This window comes from Paraburkholderia acidisoli, assembly GCF_009789675.1.
Classification (GTDB): Bacteria; Pseudomonadota; Gammaproteobacteria; order Burkholderiales; family Burkholderiaceae; genus Paraburkholderia; species Paraburkholderia acidisoli.
In genome coordinates this window covers 2,839,279-2,856,312 of the sequence record NZ_CP046913.1, presented here as the reverse complement: position 1 = coordinate 2,856,312, position 17,034 = coordinate 2,839,279, and the positions used below count along the sequence as shown (strand labels likewise).

Annotated in this window: 22 protein-coding genes; all 22 read left to right on the top strand. The window is 65.6% G+C overall.

Translation table 11 applies throughout. From position 1 onward, the window contains the following. Window positions 1-41: 41 nt before the first annotated feature. The 22 genes from mlaD to tatC all read left to right on the top strand — a co-directional run bounded on the left by mlaD (window position 42) and on the right by tatC (window position 17,013). The gene (gene mlaD, locus FAZ98_RS12615; RefSeq protein ID WP_158951526.1) at window positions 42-617 is read left to right on the top strand and encodes an outer membrane lipid asymmetry maintenance protein MlaD; all 576 of its coding nucleotides are present in this window, start codon (window positions 42-44) and stop codon (window positions 615-617) included. A gap of 13 nt (window positions 618-630) precedes the next feature. Further along, entirely contained in the window at window positions 631-1,650 is a 1,020-nt protein-coding gene (locus FAZ98_RS12610; RefSeq protein WP_158951525.1) for an MlaA family lipoprotein, read from the top strand. 233 nt (window positions 1,651-1,883) lie between these two features. Then, the gene (locus FAZ98_RS12605; protein ID WP_158951524.1) at window positions 1,884-2,525 is read left to right on the top strand and encodes an MlaC/ttg2D family ABC transporter substrate-binding protein; all 642 of its coding nucleotides are present in this window, start codon (window positions 1,884-1,886) and stop codon (window positions 2,523-2,525) included. A gap of 23 nt (window positions 2,526-2,548) precedes the next feature. Then, window positions 2,549-2,794 (top strand): STAS domain-containing protein, encoded by a 246-nt coding sequence (locus FAZ98_RS12600; RefSeq protein WP_158951977.1) that lies wholly within the window; start codon window positions 2,549-2,551, stop codon window positions 2,792-2,794. A 317-nt stretch (window positions 2,795-3,111) separates the two neighbouring features. Then, window positions 3,112-4,038, top strand: a complete 927-nt coding sequence (locus tag FAZ98_RS12595) for an ABC transporter ATP-binding protein (protein ID WP_158951523.1) — start codon at window positions 3,112-3,114, stop codon at window positions 4,036-4,038. Next, the gene (locus FAZ98_RS12590; protein WP_158951522.1) at window positions 4,035-4,802 is read left to right on the top strand and encodes an ABC transporter permease; all 768 of its coding nucleotides are present in this window, start codon (window positions 4,035-4,037) and stop codon (window positions 4,800-4,802) included. The genes FAZ98_RS12595 and FAZ98_RS12590 overlap by 4 nt, the downstream gene beginning before the upstream one ends. Window positions 4,803-4,877: 75 nt before the next feature. Next, window positions 4,878-5,117, top strand: a complete 240-nt coding sequence (locus FAZ98_RS12585; protein WP_407672008.1) for a BolA family protein — start codon at window positions 4,878-4,880, stop codon at window positions 5,115-5,117. 108 nt (window positions 5,118-5,225) lie between these two features. After that, window positions 5,226-6,488, top strand: a complete 1,263-nt coding sequence (gene murA / locus FAZ98_RS12580) for a UDP-N-acetylglucosamine 1-carboxyvinyltransferase (RefSeq protein WP_158951521.1) — start codon at window positions 5,226-5,228, stop codon at window positions 6,486-6,488. Then, window positions 6,485-7,180: an ATP phosphoribosyltransferase gene (gene hisG, locus FAZ98_RS12575; RefSeq protein WP_158951520.1), complete on the top strand. Its 696-nt coding sequence runs from the start codon at window positions 6,485-6,487 to the stop codon at window positions 7,178-7,180. The genes murA and hisG overlap by 4 nt, the downstream gene beginning before the upstream one ends. Window positions 7,181-7,305: 125 nt before the next feature. Then, a complete protein-coding gene (gene hisD / locus FAZ98_RS12570) occupies window positions 7,306-8,625 on the top strand; it encodes a histidinol dehydrogenase (protein ID WP_158951519.1) in 1,320 nt (439 codons plus the stop codon). A gap of 268 nt (window positions 8,626-8,893) precedes the next feature. After that, window positions 8,894-9,970, top strand: coding sequence for a histidinol-phosphate transaminase (gene hisC, locus FAZ98_RS12565; RefSeq protein ID WP_158951518.1), 1,077 nt, complete (start codon window positions 8,894-8,896; stop codon window positions 9,968-9,970). 58 nt (window positions 9,971-10,028) lie between these two features. Further along, on the top strand, window positions 10,029-10,616 hold the full coding sequence (gene hisB, locus FAZ98_RS12560; RefSeq protein WP_158951517.1) for an imidazoleglycerol-phosphate dehydratase HisB: 588 nt from the start codon (window positions 10,029-10,031) through the stop codon (window positions 10,614-10,616). 228 nt (window positions 10,617-10,844) lie between these two features. Beyond that, a complete protein-coding gene (gene hisH / locus FAZ98_RS12555; protein ID WP_158951516.1) occupies window positions 10,845-11,486 on the top strand; it encodes an imidazole glycerol phosphate synthase subunit HisH in 642 nt (213 codons plus the stop codon). Between the two features lie 171 nt (window positions 11,487-11,657). Further along, window positions 11,658-12,410 carry a 1-(5-phosphoribosyl)-5-[(5-phosphoribosylamino)methylideneamino]imidazole-4-carboxamide isomerase gene (gene hisA, locus FAZ98_RS12550; RefSeq protein ID WP_158951515.1) on the top strand — a complete coding sequence of 251 codons (753 nt, stop codon included), beginning with the start codon at window positions 11,658-11,660 and terminating at the stop codon, window positions 12,408-12,410. Between the two features lie 331 nt (window positions 12,411-12,741). After that, entirely contained in the window at window positions 12,742-13,515 is a 774-nt protein-coding gene (gene hisF, locus FAZ98_RS12545; protein ID WP_158951514.1) for an imidazole glycerol phosphate synthase subunit HisF, read from the top strand. Between the two features lie 3 nt (window positions 13,516-13,518). Continuing rightward, a complete protein-coding gene (hisI, locus tag FAZ98_RS12540; RefSeq protein WP_158951513.1) occupies window positions 13,519-13,950 on the top strand; it encodes a phosphoribosyl-AMP cyclohydrolase in 432 nt (143 codons plus the stop codon). Further along, entirely contained in the window at window positions 13,947-14,315 is a 369-nt protein-coding gene (locus FAZ98_RS12535) for a phosphoribosyl-ATP diphosphatase (RefSeq protein ID WP_158951512.1), read from the top strand. Before hisI ends, FAZ98_RS12535 begins: the two co-directional genes overlap by 4 nt. 90 nt (window positions 14,316-14,405) lie before the next feature. Next, window positions 14,406-14,798 carry a DUF4870 family protein gene (locus FAZ98_RS12530; protein WP_158951511.1) on the top strand — a complete coding sequence of 131 codons (393 nt, stop codon included), beginning with the start codon at window positions 14,406-14,408 and terminating at the stop codon, window positions 14,796-14,798. 28 nt (window positions 14,799-14,826) lie between these two features. After that, complete coding sequence (locus FAZ98_RS12525; protein ID WP_158951510.1) at window positions 14,827-15,195, top strand: histidine triad nucleotide-binding protein; 369 nt, start codon at window positions 14,827-14,829, stop codon at window positions 15,193-15,195. A gap of 120 nt (window positions 15,196-15,315) precedes the next feature. Then, window positions 15,316-15,555 (top strand): Sec-independent protein translocase subunit TatA, encoded by a 240-nt coding sequence (gene tatA / locus FAZ98_RS12520; protein ID WP_158951509.1) that lies wholly within the window; start codon window positions 15,316-15,318, stop codon window positions 15,553-15,555. A 36-nt stretch (window positions 15,556-15,591) separates the two neighbouring features. Beyond that, window positions 15,592-16,170: a Sec-independent protein translocase protein TatB gene (gene tatB, locus FAZ98_RS12515; protein WP_158951508.1), complete on the top strand. Its 579-nt coding sequence runs from the start codon at window positions 15,592-15,594 to the stop codon at window positions 16,168-16,170. A 63-nt stretch (window positions 16,171-16,233) separates the two neighbouring features. Next, a complete protein-coding gene (gene tatC / locus FAZ98_RS12510) occupies window positions 16,234-17,013 on the top strand; it encodes a twin-arginine translocase subunit TatC (protein WP_158951507.1) in 780 nt (259 codons plus the stop codon). Window positions 17,014-17,034 lie beyond the last annotated feature (21 nt).

The window sequence follows — 17,034 nt, the reverse complement described above, 5'->3', positions numbered from 1 at the left end:
GCGCCTGAGCGCCGCCGCAACGGATTCTCATTGGGATGACGATGAAAAAGAATGCTCTCGACTTCTGGGTCGGCCTGTTCGTGGTGCTGGGTTTTGTCGCGTTGCTGTTTCTCGCGCTGAAGGCGGGCAACATGAGCTCGCTCTCGTTCCAGCAGACTTACGCGGTCAAGCTCAAGTTCGACAATATCGGCGGCCTCAAGCCGCGCGCGCCCGTGAAGAGCGCGGGCGTGACGGTGGGCCGCGTGGCGTCGATCGGTTTCGATTCGAATACGTACCAGGCGCTGGTCACGATCAATCTCGACCAGCAATATCAGTTTCCGAAGGACACGTCCGCGAAGATCCTGACCTCCGGCCTGCTCGGCGAACAGTACATCGGGCTCGAACCGGGCGGCGATTCGGAAATGCTCAAGGCGGGCGACACGATCGCGATGACGCAGTCGGCCATCGTGCTCGAAAACCTGATCGGCCAGTTCCTGTATAGCAAGGCGGCCGACTCGGGCGCGTCGAAGTCCGGCGGCGCCGCAGCGGAGCCGCCCGCACCGGGGCTGGCCGCACCGGCCGCGGCGCCGGCACCCGGAGCGGCGGCGGCGCCGGCTTCGGGCGCGAGCGCCCAATAAGGAGAATACAACGATGACAACCACACGCATGCGCGCCATCACGCTTGGCGTCGCCGCGCTTGCACTGGCGGGGTGTTCGACGGTGCAGACGCCGTCGAAGGACGATCCGTGGGAAGGCTTCAACCGCACGGTCTACACCTTCAACGACAAGGTCGACCAGTACGCGCTCAAGCCCGTGGCTCAGGGCTACGTGAAGGTCACGCCGCAGCCGGTTCGCGAGAGCGTGACGAACTTCTTCTCGAATATCGGCGACGTCTACAACGCGGCGAACAACTTCCTGCAGTTGAAGATCACCGACGGTGTCGAAGACATCATGCGGATCGTGATCAACACGGTCTTCGGCGTGGGCGGTCTGTTCGACGTCGCCTCGGCGGCGAAGCTGCCCAAGCACAACCAGGACTTCGGCCTGACGCTCGGCCACTACGGCGTGCCGTCCGGCCCGTACCTCGTGCTGCCGCTGTTCGGCCCGAGCACGGTGCGTGACGGCGTGGGCCTCGTCGGCAACTACTTCATCAATCCGCTCAGCTATGTCGATCCGGCGGCGCTCTCGTGGGGCCTGTACGGCCTGAACGTGGTGAGCACGCGCGCGAACCTGCTGGGCGCGAGCGATCTGCTCGAAGGCGCGGCCATCGACAAGTACTCGTTCGTGCGCAACACCTACCTGCAGCGCCGCCGCTATCTGCTCTCCGACGGTCACGCAAAGGGCGACAGCGGCGTGCCCGATTACGGCGACAGCGCGCCGCTGCCCAAGTACGACGACGGCGGCGACGACGGTAGCGCGGCGCCGGCCGCGGGTGCGGCGGCCCAGGGCGCCACGCCCGCTTCCTCGGCGGCCGCGGCCACGCCCGCTTCGGGCACTGCGCGTGCTGACACGCCCTCGGCGGCGAGCATGCCGCCCGCCGCACCGGCCACGCTCGAAGGTCCGGACAGCGCGGCCACGCCGGCGGCGGGCGCCTCGCAAACCAACGTGCCGGGCGACCAGATGATTCCGCCCGCGCGCCTCGGTTATCCGGGCATGCTGCGTTTGCGTTGATGGCGGGTGGGCCCGGTTCGGCGGCGTGATGGCGCCGCGCCGGGCGCTCGCTGCCGGGTTCCGGATTGCGTGCCGGCCGCGCTGTCGTCAGACGTAAGCTCACCGTAACAAGCAGAAACGCTTGTTCCAGTTTGCTGGCAGTTTTTGACATGGCGAGATAGCACTCGCGTGATATCGTTGGCTCCAATCTTTGCGCACAACGGGGCGCTTATCCCCAACTTGCAGGGTTCGCTATGAAAAAATTCTTTCTGTATCCGCTTTTCGCCATGTTTGTTTCGTTTGCCGGATTGGGCGGTACCGCCTTCGCGCAAACGGTAGACACCAGCAATCCCGACGCGATGATCAAGACGGTCACGCAACAGGTGCTCGACCAGCTCAAAACCGACAAGTCGATCCAGGCCGGCGACGTCAACAAGATCACCCAGCTCGTGAACGAGAAGATCCTCCCGTACACGGACTTCCGCCGCACCACGCAGCTCGCCATGGGCCGCAACTGGCGCACGGCCAGCCCGCAGCAGCAGCAACAGGTCATCGACCAGTTCAAGATGTTGCTGATCCGCACGTACTCGGGCGCGCTCGCCCAGGTCCGCGACCAGCAGATCCAGTACAAGCCGTTCCGCGCGAACCCGGACGATACCGACGTCGTGGTCCGCTCGACCGTGCTGAACAACGGCCAACAGATCGAACTCGACTACCGCCTGTACAAGACGGCGCAAGGCTGGCGCGTGTATGACATCAACGTGCTCGGCGCATGGCTGATCCAGGCGTACCAGCAGCAGTTCCAGGAAAAGATCCAGCAAGGCGGCGTGGACGGCCTGATCCAGTTCCTCACGCAGCGTAACCAGCAGCTGGCTTCGGGCAAGGCGACCTCGTGAGCGAACGCTTCGCCACCGGCAACATGCTGACCCACGAGAGCGCGAAGGCCGCGCTCTCGACGGGCTTCGCGCAGATCGCGGCGGGCGCAACCGCCGTCGACTGCGCGGCGCTCACGCAATTCGACTCGTCGGCTTTGGCTGTACTCATCGCGTGGCAGCGTGCCGCGCGCGAACGCGGTGCCTCGCTCGCCGTGCTCAACCTGCCTCCCGCGCTCGCGTCCCTCGCGCGCGCGTACGGCGTCGATACGCTCCTGCACGAGCGACATTGACGCGCGTCGCCTGGCCGAACGCCGTACGTGCCGCCGTCATGCACACGTAGCGTTCGAGCGGCACGATGCCGCGCAGCCGGGCCGGCGCCTTCCCCCTGCCAGGTCAGTGGGCGTTTCCGACTTGGCCTATAATCAACCGTTTTTTGGGCGCGGCGTGTTTCGCCGGGACGTCGCCGGGACGTGTTTGACAGCGTCAGGCAACGTTTGCAACGCCGGTTCGCAGGAATCGCGCGCAAGCCGTCCCCAATTCCGGTCTTCCCCGCAGCATTGATGCATTCACAAATCGCGCCGTCATCCAAGTGAACGGCGCTTGAGTCATGCCAGCCATAGAAATCCGTAACGTCAAGAAGCGCTACAAAGAGCTTCAGGCGCTCAAGGGCGTCAGCTTCACGGTCGAAGACGGCGAGTTCTTCGGGCTGCTCGGCCCGAACGGCGCGGGCAAAACGACGCTCATCAGCATTCTGGCCGGTCTCGCGCGCGCCAACGAGGGTTCGATCGCCGTGCGCGGCCACGATGTCGTCAGCGATTACCGCAACGCCCGCCGCAATCTCGGCGTCGTGCCGCAGGAACTCGTGTTCGATCCGTTTTTCACGGTGCGCGAAACGCTGCGCCTCCAGTCCGGCTACTTCGGTCTGCGCAACAACGACGCGTGGATCGACGAAGTCATGGCCAATCTCGACCTCACCGAGAAAGCCGACGTCAACATGCGCGCGCTCTCGGGCGGCATGAAGCGCCGCGTGCTGGTCGCGCAGGCGCTCGTGCACCGTCCGCCCGTGATCGTGCTCGACGAGCCGACCGCCGGCGTGGACGTCGAACTGCGCCAGACGCTCTGGAAGTTCATCTCGCGCCTGAACCGCGAAGGCCACACCATAGTCCTCACCACGCACTACCTGGAAGAAGCGGAAGAGCTGTGCGACCGCATCGCCATGTTGCGGCGCGGCGAGGTGGTGGCGCTCGAACGCACCAGTTCGCTGCTGCAGCGTTTCGCGGGTACGCAGCTGTTCGTGCGTTTCTCCGAAGGCGTGCTGCCCGCCGAACTGCGCGCGCTCGAAGTCGATCCGTCGAACGTCAACGGTCAGCAGCATCTGCTGCGGCTCGCGAGTTACGACGACGTCGAACGCATTCTCGCGGCGTGCCGCGCGAACGGTTGCAAGCTCGAAGAAGTCGAGGTCCGCAAGGCCGACCTCGAAGACGTCTTCCTGCAGGTGATGAACGGTCCTGAAGTGGTCGAGGGTCTCGCATGAGCGTCTTGGGTGGTGGGTTCAGCACGCTGTTCTACAAGGAAGTCCTGCGTTTCTGGAAAGTCGCTTTCCAGACCGTGCTCGCGCCGGTCATTACCGCGCTGCTGTATCTGACGATCTTCGGCCACGCGCTGCGCGGCCATGTCGAGGTGTATCCGGGCGTCGAATACACGAGCTTCCTGATTCCGGGTCTCGTGATGATGAGCGTGCTGCAGAACGCCTTCGCGAACTCGTCGTCTTCGCTGATCCAGTCGAAGATCACGGGCAATCTCGTATTCGTACTATTGCCGCCGCTCGCCGCATGGGAGATGTTTGGGGCTTACGTGCTCGCCTCGATCGTGCGCGGCCTCGCCGTTGGCGCGGGCGTGTTCGTCGTGACGATCTGGTTCATTCCGATGAGCTTCGCCGCGCCGCTTTTCATCGTGGCGTTCGCGGTGCTCGGTTCGGCGATCCTCGGCACGCTCGGCCTGATCGCCGGGATCTGGGCGGAAAAATTCGACCAGCTCGCGGCGTTTCAGAACTTTCTCATCATGCCGCTCACGTTTCTTTCGGGCGTGTTTTATTCGACGCATACGCTGCCGCCCGTGTGGCGCGAGGTGTCGCGACTCAACCCGTTCTTCTACATGATCGACGGCTTTCGCTATGGGTTCTTCGGCCGCGCCGACATCGACCCGCTCGTGAGCCTCTCGATCGTGCTGGTGTTCTTCGTGGTGCTCGCCACGCTCGCCATGCGTCTGCTCGCGAGCGGTTTCAAGCTGCGCCACTAAGCCCGCATCAGCGAACGACTACAGCCTGCGCACCTTGCAAACCCGCAGGCACGACATCAGCAGGAGCCATACATCATGTTGTCTTCGGAACAGCTCAAGCAGTACATCCTGGCCGGGCTCGCGTGCGAGCATCTGGAGGTCGAGGGCGACGACGGCACGCACTTCTCCGCGACCGTCGTTTCGTCCGCCTTCGAAGGCAAGCGTCTGATCCAGCGTCATCAGCTCGTCTACGCGGCGCTCGGCGACCGCATGCGCGAGGAAATCCACGCGCTCAGCATGAAGACGCTCACGCCCGCCGAATGGCAGAACGCATAATCTGGAATCTCAGTGCGAATTACCCAGGACAAAAGCGCCGCAGCCAGCGGCGCCGCTCAACATGGCGCAACGCCGCAAGCCGGCTGCACCGATCAGGAAACCTCAGGCATGGATAAACTCGTCATCGTCGGCGGGCAGAGGCTCGCAGGGGAAGTGGTCGTTTCCGGCGCGAAAAATGCCGCGTTGCCCATTCTCTGCGCCGGCCTCCTGAGCGCGGAACCCGTTCAACTCGACAACGTTCCCGACCTCCAGGACGTGCGCACCACGCTCAAGCTGCTCGGCCAGATGGGCGTGCGCACCGAGCAGGACGGCGCGCGCGTGCGGCTCGACGCCTCGAACGTGAACAACCTCGTTGCGCCCTACGAACTCGTGAAGACGATGCGCGCGTCGATTCTCGTGCTCGGGCCGCTGGTCGCGCGCTTCGGCGAGGCCCGCGTGTCGCTGCCGGGCGGCTGCGCGATCGGCGCGCGTCCGGTCGATCAGCACATCAAGGGTCTGCAGGCGATGGGCGCCGAGATCAACATCGAGCACGGCTTCATCGAGGCGCGCGCGAAGCGCCTGAAGGGCGCGCGCATCGTCACCGACATGATCACGGTCACCGGCACGGAAAACCTGCTGATGGCCGCCGTGCTCGCCGAAGGCGAAACGGTGATCGAGAACGCCGCGCGCGAGCCGGAAGTGGGCGATCTCGCGAACCTGCTCGTGGCGATGGGCGCGAAGATCGACGGTATCGGCACGGACCGCCTCGTGATCCAGGGCGTGGACAAGCTGCACGGCGCCGAGCACACGGTCATTCCCGACCGCATCGAGGCGGGCACGTTCCTGTGCGCGGTCGCGGCCGCGGGCGGCGACGTCACGTTGCGCAACGTGCGTCCGCACATTCTCGACGCCGTCACCGACAAGCTCCGCGAAGCGGGCGTGTCGATCGAAGAGGGCGACACCTGGATGCGCGTGCGCATGAGCGAGCGCGCACGCGCCGTGAACGTGCGCACCTCGGAATACCCGGCGTTCCCGACCGACATGCAGGCGCAGTTCATGGCGCTCAACACGATCGCCGAAGGCACCGCGCAGGTCGTCGAAACCATCTTCGAAAACCGCTTCATGCACGTGCAGGAACTGAACCGCCTGGGCGCGCACATCACCATCGACGGCAAGACCGCGCTGGTCGCGGGCGTCGAGAAGCTCTCGGGCGCGAAGGTGATGGCGACCGATCTGCGCGCTTCGGCGAGTCTCGTGATCGCGGGTCTGTGCGCCGACGGCGAAACGCTGATCGACCGCATCTATCACCTCGATCGCGGCTACGACCGCATGGAAGCCAAGCTCACGAAGCTCGGCGCGAACGTGAAGCGCATCAAGGGGAGCGCGGCATGAGCACGGTCGAGTCGAAGCCCACGCCGGCCGCGGCCGTGAGCGCGCCGCTCACGCTCGCGCTGTCGAAAGGCCGCATCTTCGAAGAAACGCTGCCGCTGCTCGCCGCGGCGGGCGTGGAAGTGTCGGAAGATCCCGAGACCTCGCGCAAGCTGATCCTGCCGACCACCGACGCGAATCTGCGCGTCATCATCGTGCGCGCCACCGACGTGCCCACCTATGTCGAATACGGCGCGGCCGACTTCGGCGTGGCGGGCAAGGACGTGCTGCTCGAGCACGGCGGCAGCGGCCTGTATCAGCCGATCGATCTCGACATCGCGCGCTGCCGTCTTTCGGTGGCCGTGAAGGCGGGCTTCGACTACGCGAGCGCGGTGCGCCAGGGCGCGCGCCTGCGCGTCGCGACCAAGTACACCGAAAGCGCGCGTCAGCATTTCGCGGCCAAGGGCGTGCACGTCGACCTCATCAAGCTGTACGGCTCGATGGAACTCGCGCCGCTCGTCGGTCTCGCGGATGCCATCGTCGACCTGGTCAGCTCGGGCGGTACGTTGCGCGCGAACAATCTGGTCGAGGTGGAGGAGATCATGCAGATCTCGTCGCGCCTCGTGGTGAATCAGGCGGCGCTCAAGTTGAAGCGCGCCGCGCTGCGGCCGTTCATCGACGCGTTCGAACGCGCGTCGCGCGGCGAGTCGGCGTAACGCTACGCAGCACACGCAGCAAAACACGCAGTAGCAGCACCGGCGGCAAGGCGTAATCTCGCGCCGAGCCGCGCGCCGCGCATCTCGAAACGCGCCGCGCACAACCGTAACGGATGGATACCAGCATGGCTATCACGATGCGCAAACTCGATTCCAGCGCCGCGGGCTTCAAGCAGGCGCTGCACGCGGTGCTCGCCTTCGAGGCGAGCGAGGACGAGGCCATCGAGCGCTCGGTCGCGCAGATTCTCGCCGATGTGAAGTCGCGCGGCGACGCCGCCGTGCTCGACTACACGAACCGCTTCGACCGCCTCTCGGCCACGAGCGTCGCGGCGCTCGAACTGCCGTTCGCCGAACTCGAAGCGGCGCTCGAAAGCCTGGAGCCGAAGCAGCGCGCGGCGCTCGAAGCGGCGGCGGCGCGCGTGCGCGGCTATCACGAGAAGCAGCGTATCGAGTGCGGTTCGCATAGCTGGCAGTACACCGAATCCGACGGCACCGTGCTCGGCCAGAAGGTCACGCCGCTCGACCGCGTCGGGCTCTACGTGCCGGGCGGCAAGGCCGCGTATCCGTCGTCCGTGCTGATGAACGCGATTCCCGCGCGCGTCGCGGGCGTGCGCGAAATCATCATGGTCGTGCCCACGCCCGACGGCGTGAAGAACCCGCTCGTGCTGGCGGCGGCGCTGATCGGCGGCGTGGACCGCGTGTTCACGATCGGCGGCGCGCAGGCCGTGGCCGCGCTCGCGTTCGGCACGGCCACGATTCCGCCCGTCGACAAGATCTGCGGGCCGGGCAACGCCTATGTCGCTTCGGCCAAGCGCCGCGTGTTCGGCACCGTGGGCATCGACATGATCGCCGGTCCCTCGGAAATTCTCGTGATCTGCGACGGCACGACGGACCCGCGCTGGGTTGCGATGGACCTGTTCTCGCAGGCCGAGCACGACGAACTCGCGCAGTCGATCCTGTTGTGCCCGGACGAAGGCTTCATCAAGCGCGTGGAAGCCGCCATCGACGAACTCCTGCCGACCATGCCGCGCCGCGACGTGATCGCCACGTCGCTCACGAATCGCGGCGCGCTCGTGAAGGTGCGCGACATGGCCGAAGCCTGCGCGATCGCCAACGACATCGCGCCGGAACACCTCGAAATCTCGGCGCTCGAGCCGCAGAAGTGGAGCGCGGAAATCCGCCACGCGGGCGCGATCTTCCTCGGCCGCTACACGAGCGAAAGCCTCGGCGACTACTGCGCGGGGCCGAATCACGTGCTGCCTACGTCTCGTACCGCACGTTTCTCGTCGCCGCTGGGCGTCTATGATTTCATCAAGCGTTCGAGCCTGATCGAGGTGAGCGCGGAAGGCGCGCAAACGCTCGGCGAGATCGCCGCCGAACTCGCGTACGGCGAAGGGCTGCAGGCGCACGCGCGCAGCGCCGAATACCGCATGAAGCCGCAGTGATGTCGATGTGATTCGCGGCGCGGCGCGACGCGCCAAGTCGCGTCGTAACCCGCGACGTGACGCGAATCACCGCCATCGCCGGGGCACGAAACACCCAACGCTTCGGCAAGCCGCATCGACGCAAAGCCATGCGCGCGATGCTTCGGAGAGCGTAGCGAATGGGGCGCGAGCCCCTCGCGCGCACGAGCGAGACCACGACAAAAACCCAGGGCGACCGGCACGCCGAGCCGCCCGTGCTGGCGCGACGCAAGGCGCGCCGCCTCGAAACATGACGACACCACAAGACATCATCCGTCGCGACGTGCTCGCGATGACGAGCTATCCCGTGCCCGACGCTTCCGGTTTCGTGAAGCTCGACGCCATGGAAAATCCGTATGCGCTGCCCCCCGCGCTCGCCACGCAGCTCGGCGAGCGCCTCGCGCAGGTCGCGCTGAACCGCTATCCCGCGCCGCGCCCCGAGGCGCTCATCGCCAAACTCAAGGCCACGATGCACGTGCCCGCCGACTGCGACGTGCTGCTCGGCAACGGCTCCGACGAGATCATCAGCATGATCACGACGGCGTGCGCGAAGCCGGGCGCGAAGATCCTCGCGCCGCTGCCGGGCTTCGTGATGTACGCGATGTCGGCGACCTTCGCGCAGCTCGAATTCGTGGGCGTGCCGCTCACGGCCGGGTTCGCGCTGGACCTGGACGCCACGCTCGCCGCCATCGCCGAACACATGCCGGCCGTGATCTGGCTCGCGTATCCGAACAATCCCACCGGCACGCTCTACGCCGACGCCGACATCGAGCGCGTGATCGCCGCCGCGGCTGCCGCGAAGAGCCTCGTGGTGATCGACGAGGCCTACCAGCCGTTCGCGATGCAAAGCTGGATGCCGCGCGCGGGCGAGTTCGACAACGTGGTCGTGATGCGCACCATGTCGAAGCTCGGGCTCGCGGGCATTCGACTCGGCTATCTCGCGGGACGCGCGGCGTGGCTCAACGAATTCGACAAGGTGCGGCCGCCCTACAACATCAACGTGCTCACCCAGGCCGCCGCCGATTTCCTGCTCGATCACGTCGACGTGCTCGACGCGCAGGCCGCGCAACTGCGCGCCGAACGCACGACGCTCGCCGCCGAAGTGGCGAAATTGCCGGGCGCGCAGGTGTTCGACAGCGCGGGGAATTTCCTGCTCGTGCGCGTGCCGGATGCGGCCGCGGTGTTCGATACGCTTTTGTCCGCGCGGATCCTGATCAAAAACGTGGGTAAAATGCACCCATTGCTGGCGAATTGCGTGCGCCTCACCGTTGGAACGCCCAGCGAGAACGCGCAACTGCTCGCCGCCCTGAAGCTCGTGCTGAAGTAAAAAACCGCACGCTTCGTTCTCCCCACTCTCCGTTACGGGTTGTTTGAAGGAAATTGCCATGCGCGTCGCGCAAGTCGTTCGCAACACCAGCGAAACGCAAATCAGCGTGAAAATCAATCTGGACGGCACCGGCGAGCAAAAGCTCAAGACCGGCGTGCCGTTTCTCGACCACATGCTCGACCAGATCGCACGACACGGTCTGATCGACCTGGAAATCGAGGCGCATGGCGACACGCATATCGACGACCACCATACGGTCGAAGACGTCGGCATCACGCTCGGCCAGGCGGTCGCCCAGGCCATCGGCGATAAAAAAGGCATTCGCCGCTACGGTCACGCCTACGTGCCGCTCGACGAAGCCCTCTCGCGCGTGGTGGTGGACTTCTCGGGCCGTCCGGGCCTCGAATTCCACGTGCCGTTCACGCGTGCGCGCATTGGCACGTTCGACGTCGACCTGTCGATCGAATTCTTCCGCGGCTTCGTCAACCATGCGGGCGTCACGCTCCATATCGACAACCTGCGTGGCCTGAACGCCCACCATCAGATGGAAACCGTGTTCAAGGCGTTCGGCCGCGCGCTGCGCCAGGCCGCCGAATTCGACGAGCGCCAGGCGGGCAAGATTCCGTCGACAAAGGGCAGCCTGTAAGCGAGTCGCCAGTACGGCGCACGCCCGGCCGTTTGTCGGCCGGTTGCCGGCCGGTTGTCGCGCGCGCAATACGCTTTGCACGCGCTTTGCCACGCGCGTGCGCCGAGTCGCGTACATTGACGGGTTTGAGAGCACACGAAGGCGGGCGCACGCCCGCATAGCCTGAGGCCACGGCCAGCACCGCGCGCTTGTCGCTTCGATAAGCCGGTGCCGGCGGCCGGATTCGAGATGAAAACTTCAATTGCGATTGTGGATTATGGGATGGGCAACCTGCGTTCGGTGGCCCAGGCGTTGAGACAGGCCGCGCCGGAAGCGGACGTGGCCATCGTCGAGCGTCCCGAGGCGATTCGCGCGGCGGACCGCGTGGTGCTGCCGGGGCAGGGCGCGATGCCCGACTGCATGCGCAGCCTCGCCGAATCGGGCTTGCAGGACGCCGTGGTGGAAGCCTCGCGCACCAAGCCGCTGATGGGCGTGTGCGTGGGCGAGCAGATGCTGTTCGACTGGAGCGCCGAAGGCGACACGCCGGGCCTCGGCCTCTTGCCCGGCAAGGTCGTGCGCTTCGACCTGCAAGGCCAGTTGCAGGACGACGGCTCGCGCTTCAAGGTGCCGCAGATGGGCTGGAACCGCGTGCGTCAGGCGCGCGCCCATGCGCTGTGGGACGGCGTGCCCGACGACACGTACTTCTACTTCGTGCACAGCTATTACGTGGTGCCGGCGGACGCGTCGCATACCGTCGGCGAGACGCCGTACGGCGCGGCCTTTACCTCGGCGGTGGCGCGGGATAACATCTTCGCCACCCAATTCCACCCGGAAAAGAGCGCCGCGGCGGGCTTGCGCGTGTATCGCAACTTCGTCCACTGGAACCCCTGATTCGCGCGGCGAGGCATGCAAGCGTGCCTGCGCAACGATCGCGCGGGCATTCGATTTGCGGCAGCAAGGCTGCCGAAAGAGTTGTACTAAACTAGCGAAACGGCGTCGGATGGGCCTTTTTTCCACCCGCGCCGGCATTTCCCAACCTCACTCCCAGATACACCCGAAGCTATGCTGCTGATTCCGGCCATCGATCTCAAAGACGGTCACTGCGTGCGCCTCAAACAAGGCGATATGGACCAGGCGACGATTTTCTCCGAGGAACCGGCGGCGATGGCCCGACACTGGGTCGAGCGCGGCGCGCGCCGTCTGCACCTCGTCGATCTGAACGGCGCGTTCGCCGGCAAGCCGAAGAACGAAGACGCGATTCGCGAGATCATCCGCGAAGTCGGCGACGAAATCCCCGTGCAACTGGGCGGCGGCATTCGCGACCTCGACACCATCGAGCGCTATCTCGACGACGGCCTCTCGTACGTGATCATCGGCACCGCCGCCGTGAAGAATCCCGGCTTCCTCATGGAAGCGTGCACGGCATTCGGGGGCCATATCATCGTGGGCCTCGACGCCAAAGACGGCAAGGTCGCCACCGACGGCTGGAGCAAGCTCACGGGCCACGAAGTCGTGGATCTCGCGCGCAAGTTCGAGGATTACGGCGTCGAATCGATCATCTACACCGACATCGGCCGCGACGGCATGCTCCAGGGCATCAACATCGAAGCCACGGTGCGCCTCGCGCGCGCGGTGAAGATTCCGATCATCGCGAGCGGCGGCCTGTCGAACATGAACGACATCGACTCGCTCTGCGAAGTCGAGGACGAAGGCATCGAAGGCGTGATTTGCGGCCGCGCGATCTACTCGGGCGACCTCGATTTCGCCTCGGCGCAAACGCGCGCGGACAGCCTGCGCGAATCCGACGACGCGTAACGCGGCAAACCGGCCTCCGTCTCGGAGGCCGTTTGTTTTTGGCGCGGCGGTTCGAATTGGCGAATGCCGCGCGCGCCGGGTCGGGCGTGTCGCGCGCGCGTGTGCGAAGCGCGCGACAATGCATGGCGCCTGACAGGACGCGGCGGCGCGCGAGGCCGCGCAAGTCGTCGTTCACGCGGCTCGGGTTCGCGCGAATCCACCGCCCGCGACACGTTCCATCCCGGCCACACTCAGGCCGGATTCGGTCAGACTCAGGTCAAATTCAGGTCACATAAAGGCCGCACTCAGGCCACAACGGCCCGCAACCGGCCACACCAGGCATCGCAAGATCATGGCTCTACCCAAACGCATCATTCCCTGTCTCGACGTGACCGCCGGGCGCGTCGTCAAGGGCGTCAACTTCGTCGAGCTGCGCGACGCGGGCGACCCCGTCGAAATCGCGCGCCGCTACGACGAACAGGGCGCCGACGAGCTGACCTTCCTCGACATCACCGCGACCTCGGACCAGCGCGACCTGATCCTGCCGATCATCGAGGCGGTGGCCGCGCAGGTCTTCATTCCGCTCACCGTGGGCGGCGGCGTGCGCGCCGTCACCGACGTGCGGCGCCTGCTCAACGCGGGCGCGGACAAGGTCGGCATGAACTCGTCGGCGGTGGCCAATCCGCAGCTCGTGCGCGATTCCGCCGACAAATACGGCTCGCAGTGCATCGTGGTCGCCATCGACGCGAAACGCAGTTCGGCGCCGGGCGAACCCGCGCGCTGGGAAGTGTTCACGCATGGCGGACGCAAGGCCACGGGCATCGACGCGGTGGAGTGGGCGCGCCAGATGGCCGAGTTCGGCGCGGGCGAAATCCTGCTCACGAGCATGGACCGCGACGGCACCAAGAGCGGCTTCGACCTCGAACTCACGCGCGCCGTGTCGGACGCCGTGCCGGTCCCCGTGATCGCCTCGGGCGGCGTGGGCGGCCTGCAGGATCTCGCCGACGGCGTGGTCAAGGGTCACGCGGACGCCGTGCTGGCCGCGAGCATTTTCCACTACGGCGAGCACACGGTCGGCGAGGCGAAGCGCTTCATGGCCGGCCAGGGCATTTCGGTGAGGATGTAATCGATGAGCAACGCAGATCCCGTAACGGGCGACACGCCCCAGGCCGACTGGCTCGACAAGGTGAACTGGGACGCCAACGGCCTCGTGCCCGCGATCGCCCAGGAAGCCGCCACCGGCGACGTGCTGATGTTCGCGTGGATGAACCGCGAGGCGCTCGCCAGGACGGTCGAAACGCGCCGCGCCGTGTACTTCTCGCGTTCGCGCCAGCGCCTGTGGTTCAAGGGCGAGGAGTCCGGCCACGTGCAACACGTGAGCGAGATTCGCCTCGACTGCGACGAAGACGTCGTGCTGCTCAAGATCGAGCAGGTGTCGGGCATCGCGTGCCACACGGGCCGCCACTCGTGCTTTTTCCAGCAATTCGAAGGCACCGTCGACGAAGGCCGCTGGGTCGCCGTCGATCCCGTGCTGAAAGACCCCGAACACATCTACAAATGACGCAACTGAACTCGAACGACACGCTGCTGCGACTCGCGGCCGTGCTCGACAGCCGCAAGGGCGGCGATCCCGACGCTTCCTACGTCGCGCGCCTCTTCCACAAGGGCGACGACGCCGTGCTCAAGAAGGTCGGCGAAGAAGCCACCGAAGTCGTGCTCGCGGCCAAGGACCTGCGCCAGGGCGGCGAGAAAAAGGCGCTGGTGGGCGAGATGGCCGACCTGTGGTTCCACTGTCTCGTCACGCTCTCGCATTTCGACCTGAGTCCCGCCGACGTGCTGGCGGAACTGGAGCGCCGCGAGGGGCTTTCGGGGCTCGAGGAAAAGGCGCTGCGCAAGAGCCGCGAGCGCGAAGCGAACGGCGACTGAGCGAAGATCGCGCGGAAACCGAGCGGAAACCGAGCGAAGCTTCACGCACGGGGCGCCTCCGGCGTCCCGCATTACGACGGAGAGACCAGCATGTCCGAGCCACGCGACTATCCGCCTGCCGTGTACCGCCATTCGATCGACGCCGAACGGCTGCGCAGCCTGCGCACCTTCACGCACGTGCTCTACGGGCTGTATGCGGTGTACTGGCTCACGGGCGGCGTTTCGGTGCTGGTCGCCATCATCCTCAATTACCTGAAGCGCGACGAGGCGGCGGGCACGCCCTACGAGCCGCACTTCACGTGGCAGATCCGCACCTTCTGGCTCGGGCTGGCCGGGCATTTGATTGGCGCGGCGCTGATTTTCGTGCTGATCGGCATCCCTATATTGTGGGCTGTCGCAATCTGGACGTTGTACCGTATCATCAAAGGCTGGCTGTATTTGTACGATAACAAGCCGCTGCGCGATCCACGCAGCTGGTTTTGAACGGCGTTTAATCGCTCGCGGGAGCATCATGAGCCACGATCGCAGTACCTGTCTCTTCTGCAAGATCGCCGACGGCGAGATTCCCAGCACGCGGGTCCACGAAGACGACGAATTCGTCGCCTTCCGCGACATCCGGCCGGCGGCCGAAACGCACGTGCTCGTGATCCCGCGCCGGCATATCGCCACGCTCGCCGACAGCGAGGAAAGCGACGCGCCGCTGCTTGGTAGAATGCTCGTACTGGTTTCGAAGCTCGCGAAACAGCTGGGTGTGTCGTACACGGGCGGCGAAACCGGCTACCGCACGGTCATCAACACCGGTCCCGGCGGCGGGCAGGAGGTGTATCACCTGCACGCGCATCTGCTGGCCGGGCCGCGGCCGTGGGAACGCATGGGCTGAAGCGGTAAACAGCACGCGTGGGATGCGGGGTCGCATGCCACGTACACGCCATACATTTCAGGCAAGATTTTTTCCGTCACGCATTGCGCGCGGCGGCGGGGTTCAAGGAGAGAGTCAATCATGGGTTCGTTGAGCATTTGGCACTGGCTGATTGTGTTGTTGATCGTGGCCCTCGTGTTCGGCACCAAGAAGCTGCGCAATATCGGCGGCGATCTGGGCGGCGCGGTGAAGGGTTTCAAGGAAGGCATGCGCGAGAGCGAAACGCCGGCCGCCGACGCGCAGAAGCGCGAATTGCCGCCCAACGGCACGGTCGACGTCGAAGCGAAGGACAAGACCCCGCGCTCGAACGACTACCGCTAAGCGCGGGCCGTCGTTTTTTCCCTTCAAGGCTGATTCATGCTCGATCTGGGTCTCACCAAGATGGCGCTGATCGGCGTCGTCGCGCTCGTCGTGCTCGGGCCGGAGCGGTTGCCGCGCGTCGCACGCACGGCCGGCGCGCTGTTCGGGCGCGCGCAGCGCTACATCAACGACGTCAAGGCGGAAGTCACGCGCGAGATCGAGCTCGACGAACTGCGCCGCATGCGGACCGAATTCGAGTCCGCGGCGCAGAACGTCGAGAAGAACGTGCACGACAACCTGCGCCAGCACGAAACCGAACTGAACGACGCGTGGAACGCGGGCACCTCGGTGTCGCCGAGCATTGCCGGCGGCGCGCTGGCGGGCCCGGAAGCGGCGAGCCTCGAAGCGGCCGCCGCGAGTTCCGCCGGGAGTTCTCTCGATACCCCGTCGTGGCGTTCCGGCGACGCGGGCAGCGCGGTGTCGTCGTCCAAACGCAAGAACTGGCGCGTCAAGCAGACCGCCACGCCCGTCTGGTACAAGCGCGCCACCGTGCGCCGCACGCGCGTGCAGTCGGGCGCGGCGCGCGTCGCGCAGCATACGCCGGCCAGCCTGCGCCGGCCCACGCGCTTCTTCTGACACCGTGCGACGCTTTCGCATGGGTCCCAATCAGCGCACGTCCAATTCCAATCGAGGGCCGGTGTGAGCGACCCCCAGCAAAATCAGGAAGGCTCGGAAGAGACCTTCATCTCCCATCTCGTCGAACTGCGGGACCGCATCATTCGCGCGGGCATTGCCGTGATCGTCGTGTTCGTGGGGCTCGTGTACTGGGCGCCCGACATCTTCCGGCTGCTGGCGCGGCCGCTCATGAACAACTTGCCGAAGGACGGCAAGATGATCGTCACCGACGTGACCGGCTCGTTCTTCGTGCCCATGAAAGTGACGATGCTCGTGGCGTTCGTGATCGCGCTGCCGGTCGTGCTGTACCAGATCTGGGCGTTCGTCGCGCCGGGGCTCTACCAGCATGAAAAGAAGCTGGTCGTGCCGCTGGTGGCGAGCAGCTACACGCTGTTCCTGTGCGGCATGGCGTTCGCGTATTTCGTGGTGTTCCCCACCATTTTCCGCGTGATGGCGCACTACAACGCGCCGCTCGGCGCGGAGATGACCACCGATATCGACAATTACCTGAGCTTCGTGCTCACCATGTTCATCGCGTTCGGCGTGACGTTCGAGGTGCCGATCGTCGTGGTGCTGCTGGTGCGCATGGGCGTGGTCACGGTGAAGAAGCTCAAGTCGATCCGGCCTTACGTGATCGTCGGCGCGTTCGTGGTTGCGGCCGTGGTCACGCCGCCCGACGTGTTCTCGCAACTGATCCTCGCGCTGCCGCTCATCGTGCTGTACGAAGCGGGCATCATCGCGGCGCGCATCTTTATCGGCACGGGCGAGAAGAATATCGCCGACGAGGAACACGCGGCGAGTTGAGCCGCTTGAACCTGTGCCGAA

Bases quoted from the DNA above. Each gene is read 5' to 3' on its own strand.
- mlaD (WP_158951526.1), top strand. From the start codon at position 42: ATGAAAAAGAATGCTCTCGACTTCTGGGTCGGCCTGTTCGTGGTGCTG.
- FAZ98_RS12610 (WP_158951525.1), top strand. From the start codon at position 631: ATGACAACCACACGCATGCGCGCCATCACGCTTGGCGTCGCCGCGCTT.
- FAZ98_RS12605 (WP_158951524.1), top strand. From the start codon at position 1,884: ATGAAAAAATTCTTTCTGTATCCGCTTTTCGCCATGTTTGTTTCGTTT.
- FAZ98_RS12600 (WP_158951977.1), top strand. From the start codon at position 2,549: ATGCTGACCCACGAGAGCGCGAAGGCCGCGCTCTCGACGGGCTTCGCG.
- FAZ98_RS12595 (WP_158951523.1), top strand. From the start codon at position 3,112: ATGCCAGCCATAGAAATCCGTAACGTCAAGAAGCGCTACAAAGAGCTT.
- FAZ98_RS12590 (WP_158951522.1), top strand. From the start codon at position 4,035: ATGAGCGTCTTGGGTGGTGGGTTCAGCACGCTGTTCTACAAGGAAGTC.
- FAZ98_RS12585 (WP_407672008.1), top strand. From the start codon at position 4,878: ATGTTGTCTTCGGAACAGCTCAAGCAGTACATCCTGGCCGGGCTCGCG.
- murA (WP_158951521.1), top strand. From the start codon at position 5,226: ATGGATAAACTCGTCATCGTCGGCGGGCAGAGGCTCGCAGGGGAAGTG.
- hisG (WP_158951520.1), top strand. From the start codon at position 6,485: ATGAGCACGGTCGAGTCGAAGCCCACGCCGGCCGCGGCCGTGAGCGCG.
- hisD (WP_158951519.1), top strand. From the start codon at position 7,306: ATGGCTATCACGATGCGCAAACTCGATTCCAGCGCCGCGGGCTTCAAG.
- hisC (WP_158951518.1), top strand. From the start codon at position 8,894: ATGACGACACCACAAGACATCATCCGTCGCGACGTGCTCGCGATGACG.
- hisB (WP_158951517.1), top strand. From the start codon at position 10,029: ATGCGCGTCGCGCAAGTCGTTCGCAACACCAGCGAAACGCAAATCAGC.
- hisH (WP_158951516.1), top strand. From the start codon at position 10,845: ATGAAAACTTCAATTGCGATTGTGGATTATGGGATGGGCAACCTGCGT.
- hisA (WP_158951515.1), top strand. From the start codon at position 11,658: ATGCTGCTGATTCCGGCCATCGATCTCAAAGACGGTCACTGCGTGCGC.
- hisF (WP_158951514.1), top strand. From the start codon at position 12,742: ATGGCTCTACCCAAACGCATCATTCCCTGTCTCGACGTGACCGCCGGG.
- hisI (WP_158951513.1), top strand. From the start codon at position 13,519: ATGAGCAACGCAGATCCCGTAACGGGCGACACGCCCCAGGCCGACTGG.
- FAZ98_RS12535 (WP_158951512.1), top strand. From the start codon at position 13,947: ATGACGCAACTGAACTCGAACGACACGCTGCTGCGACTCGCGGCCGTG.
- FAZ98_RS12530 (WP_158951511.1), top strand. From the start codon at position 14,406: ATGTCCGAGCCACGCGACTATCCGCCTGCCGTGTACCGCCATTCGATC.
- FAZ98_RS12525 (WP_158951510.1), top strand. From the start codon at position 14,827: ATGAGCCACGATCGCAGTACCTGTCTCTTCTGCAAGATCGCCGACGGC.
- tatA (WP_158951509.1), top strand. From the start codon at position 15,316: ATGGGTTCGTTGAGCATTTGGCACTGGCTGATTGTGTTGTTGATCGTG.
- tatB (WP_158951508.1), top strand. From the start codon at position 15,592: ATGCTCGATCTGGGTCTCACCAAGATGGCGCTGATCGGCGTCGTCGCG.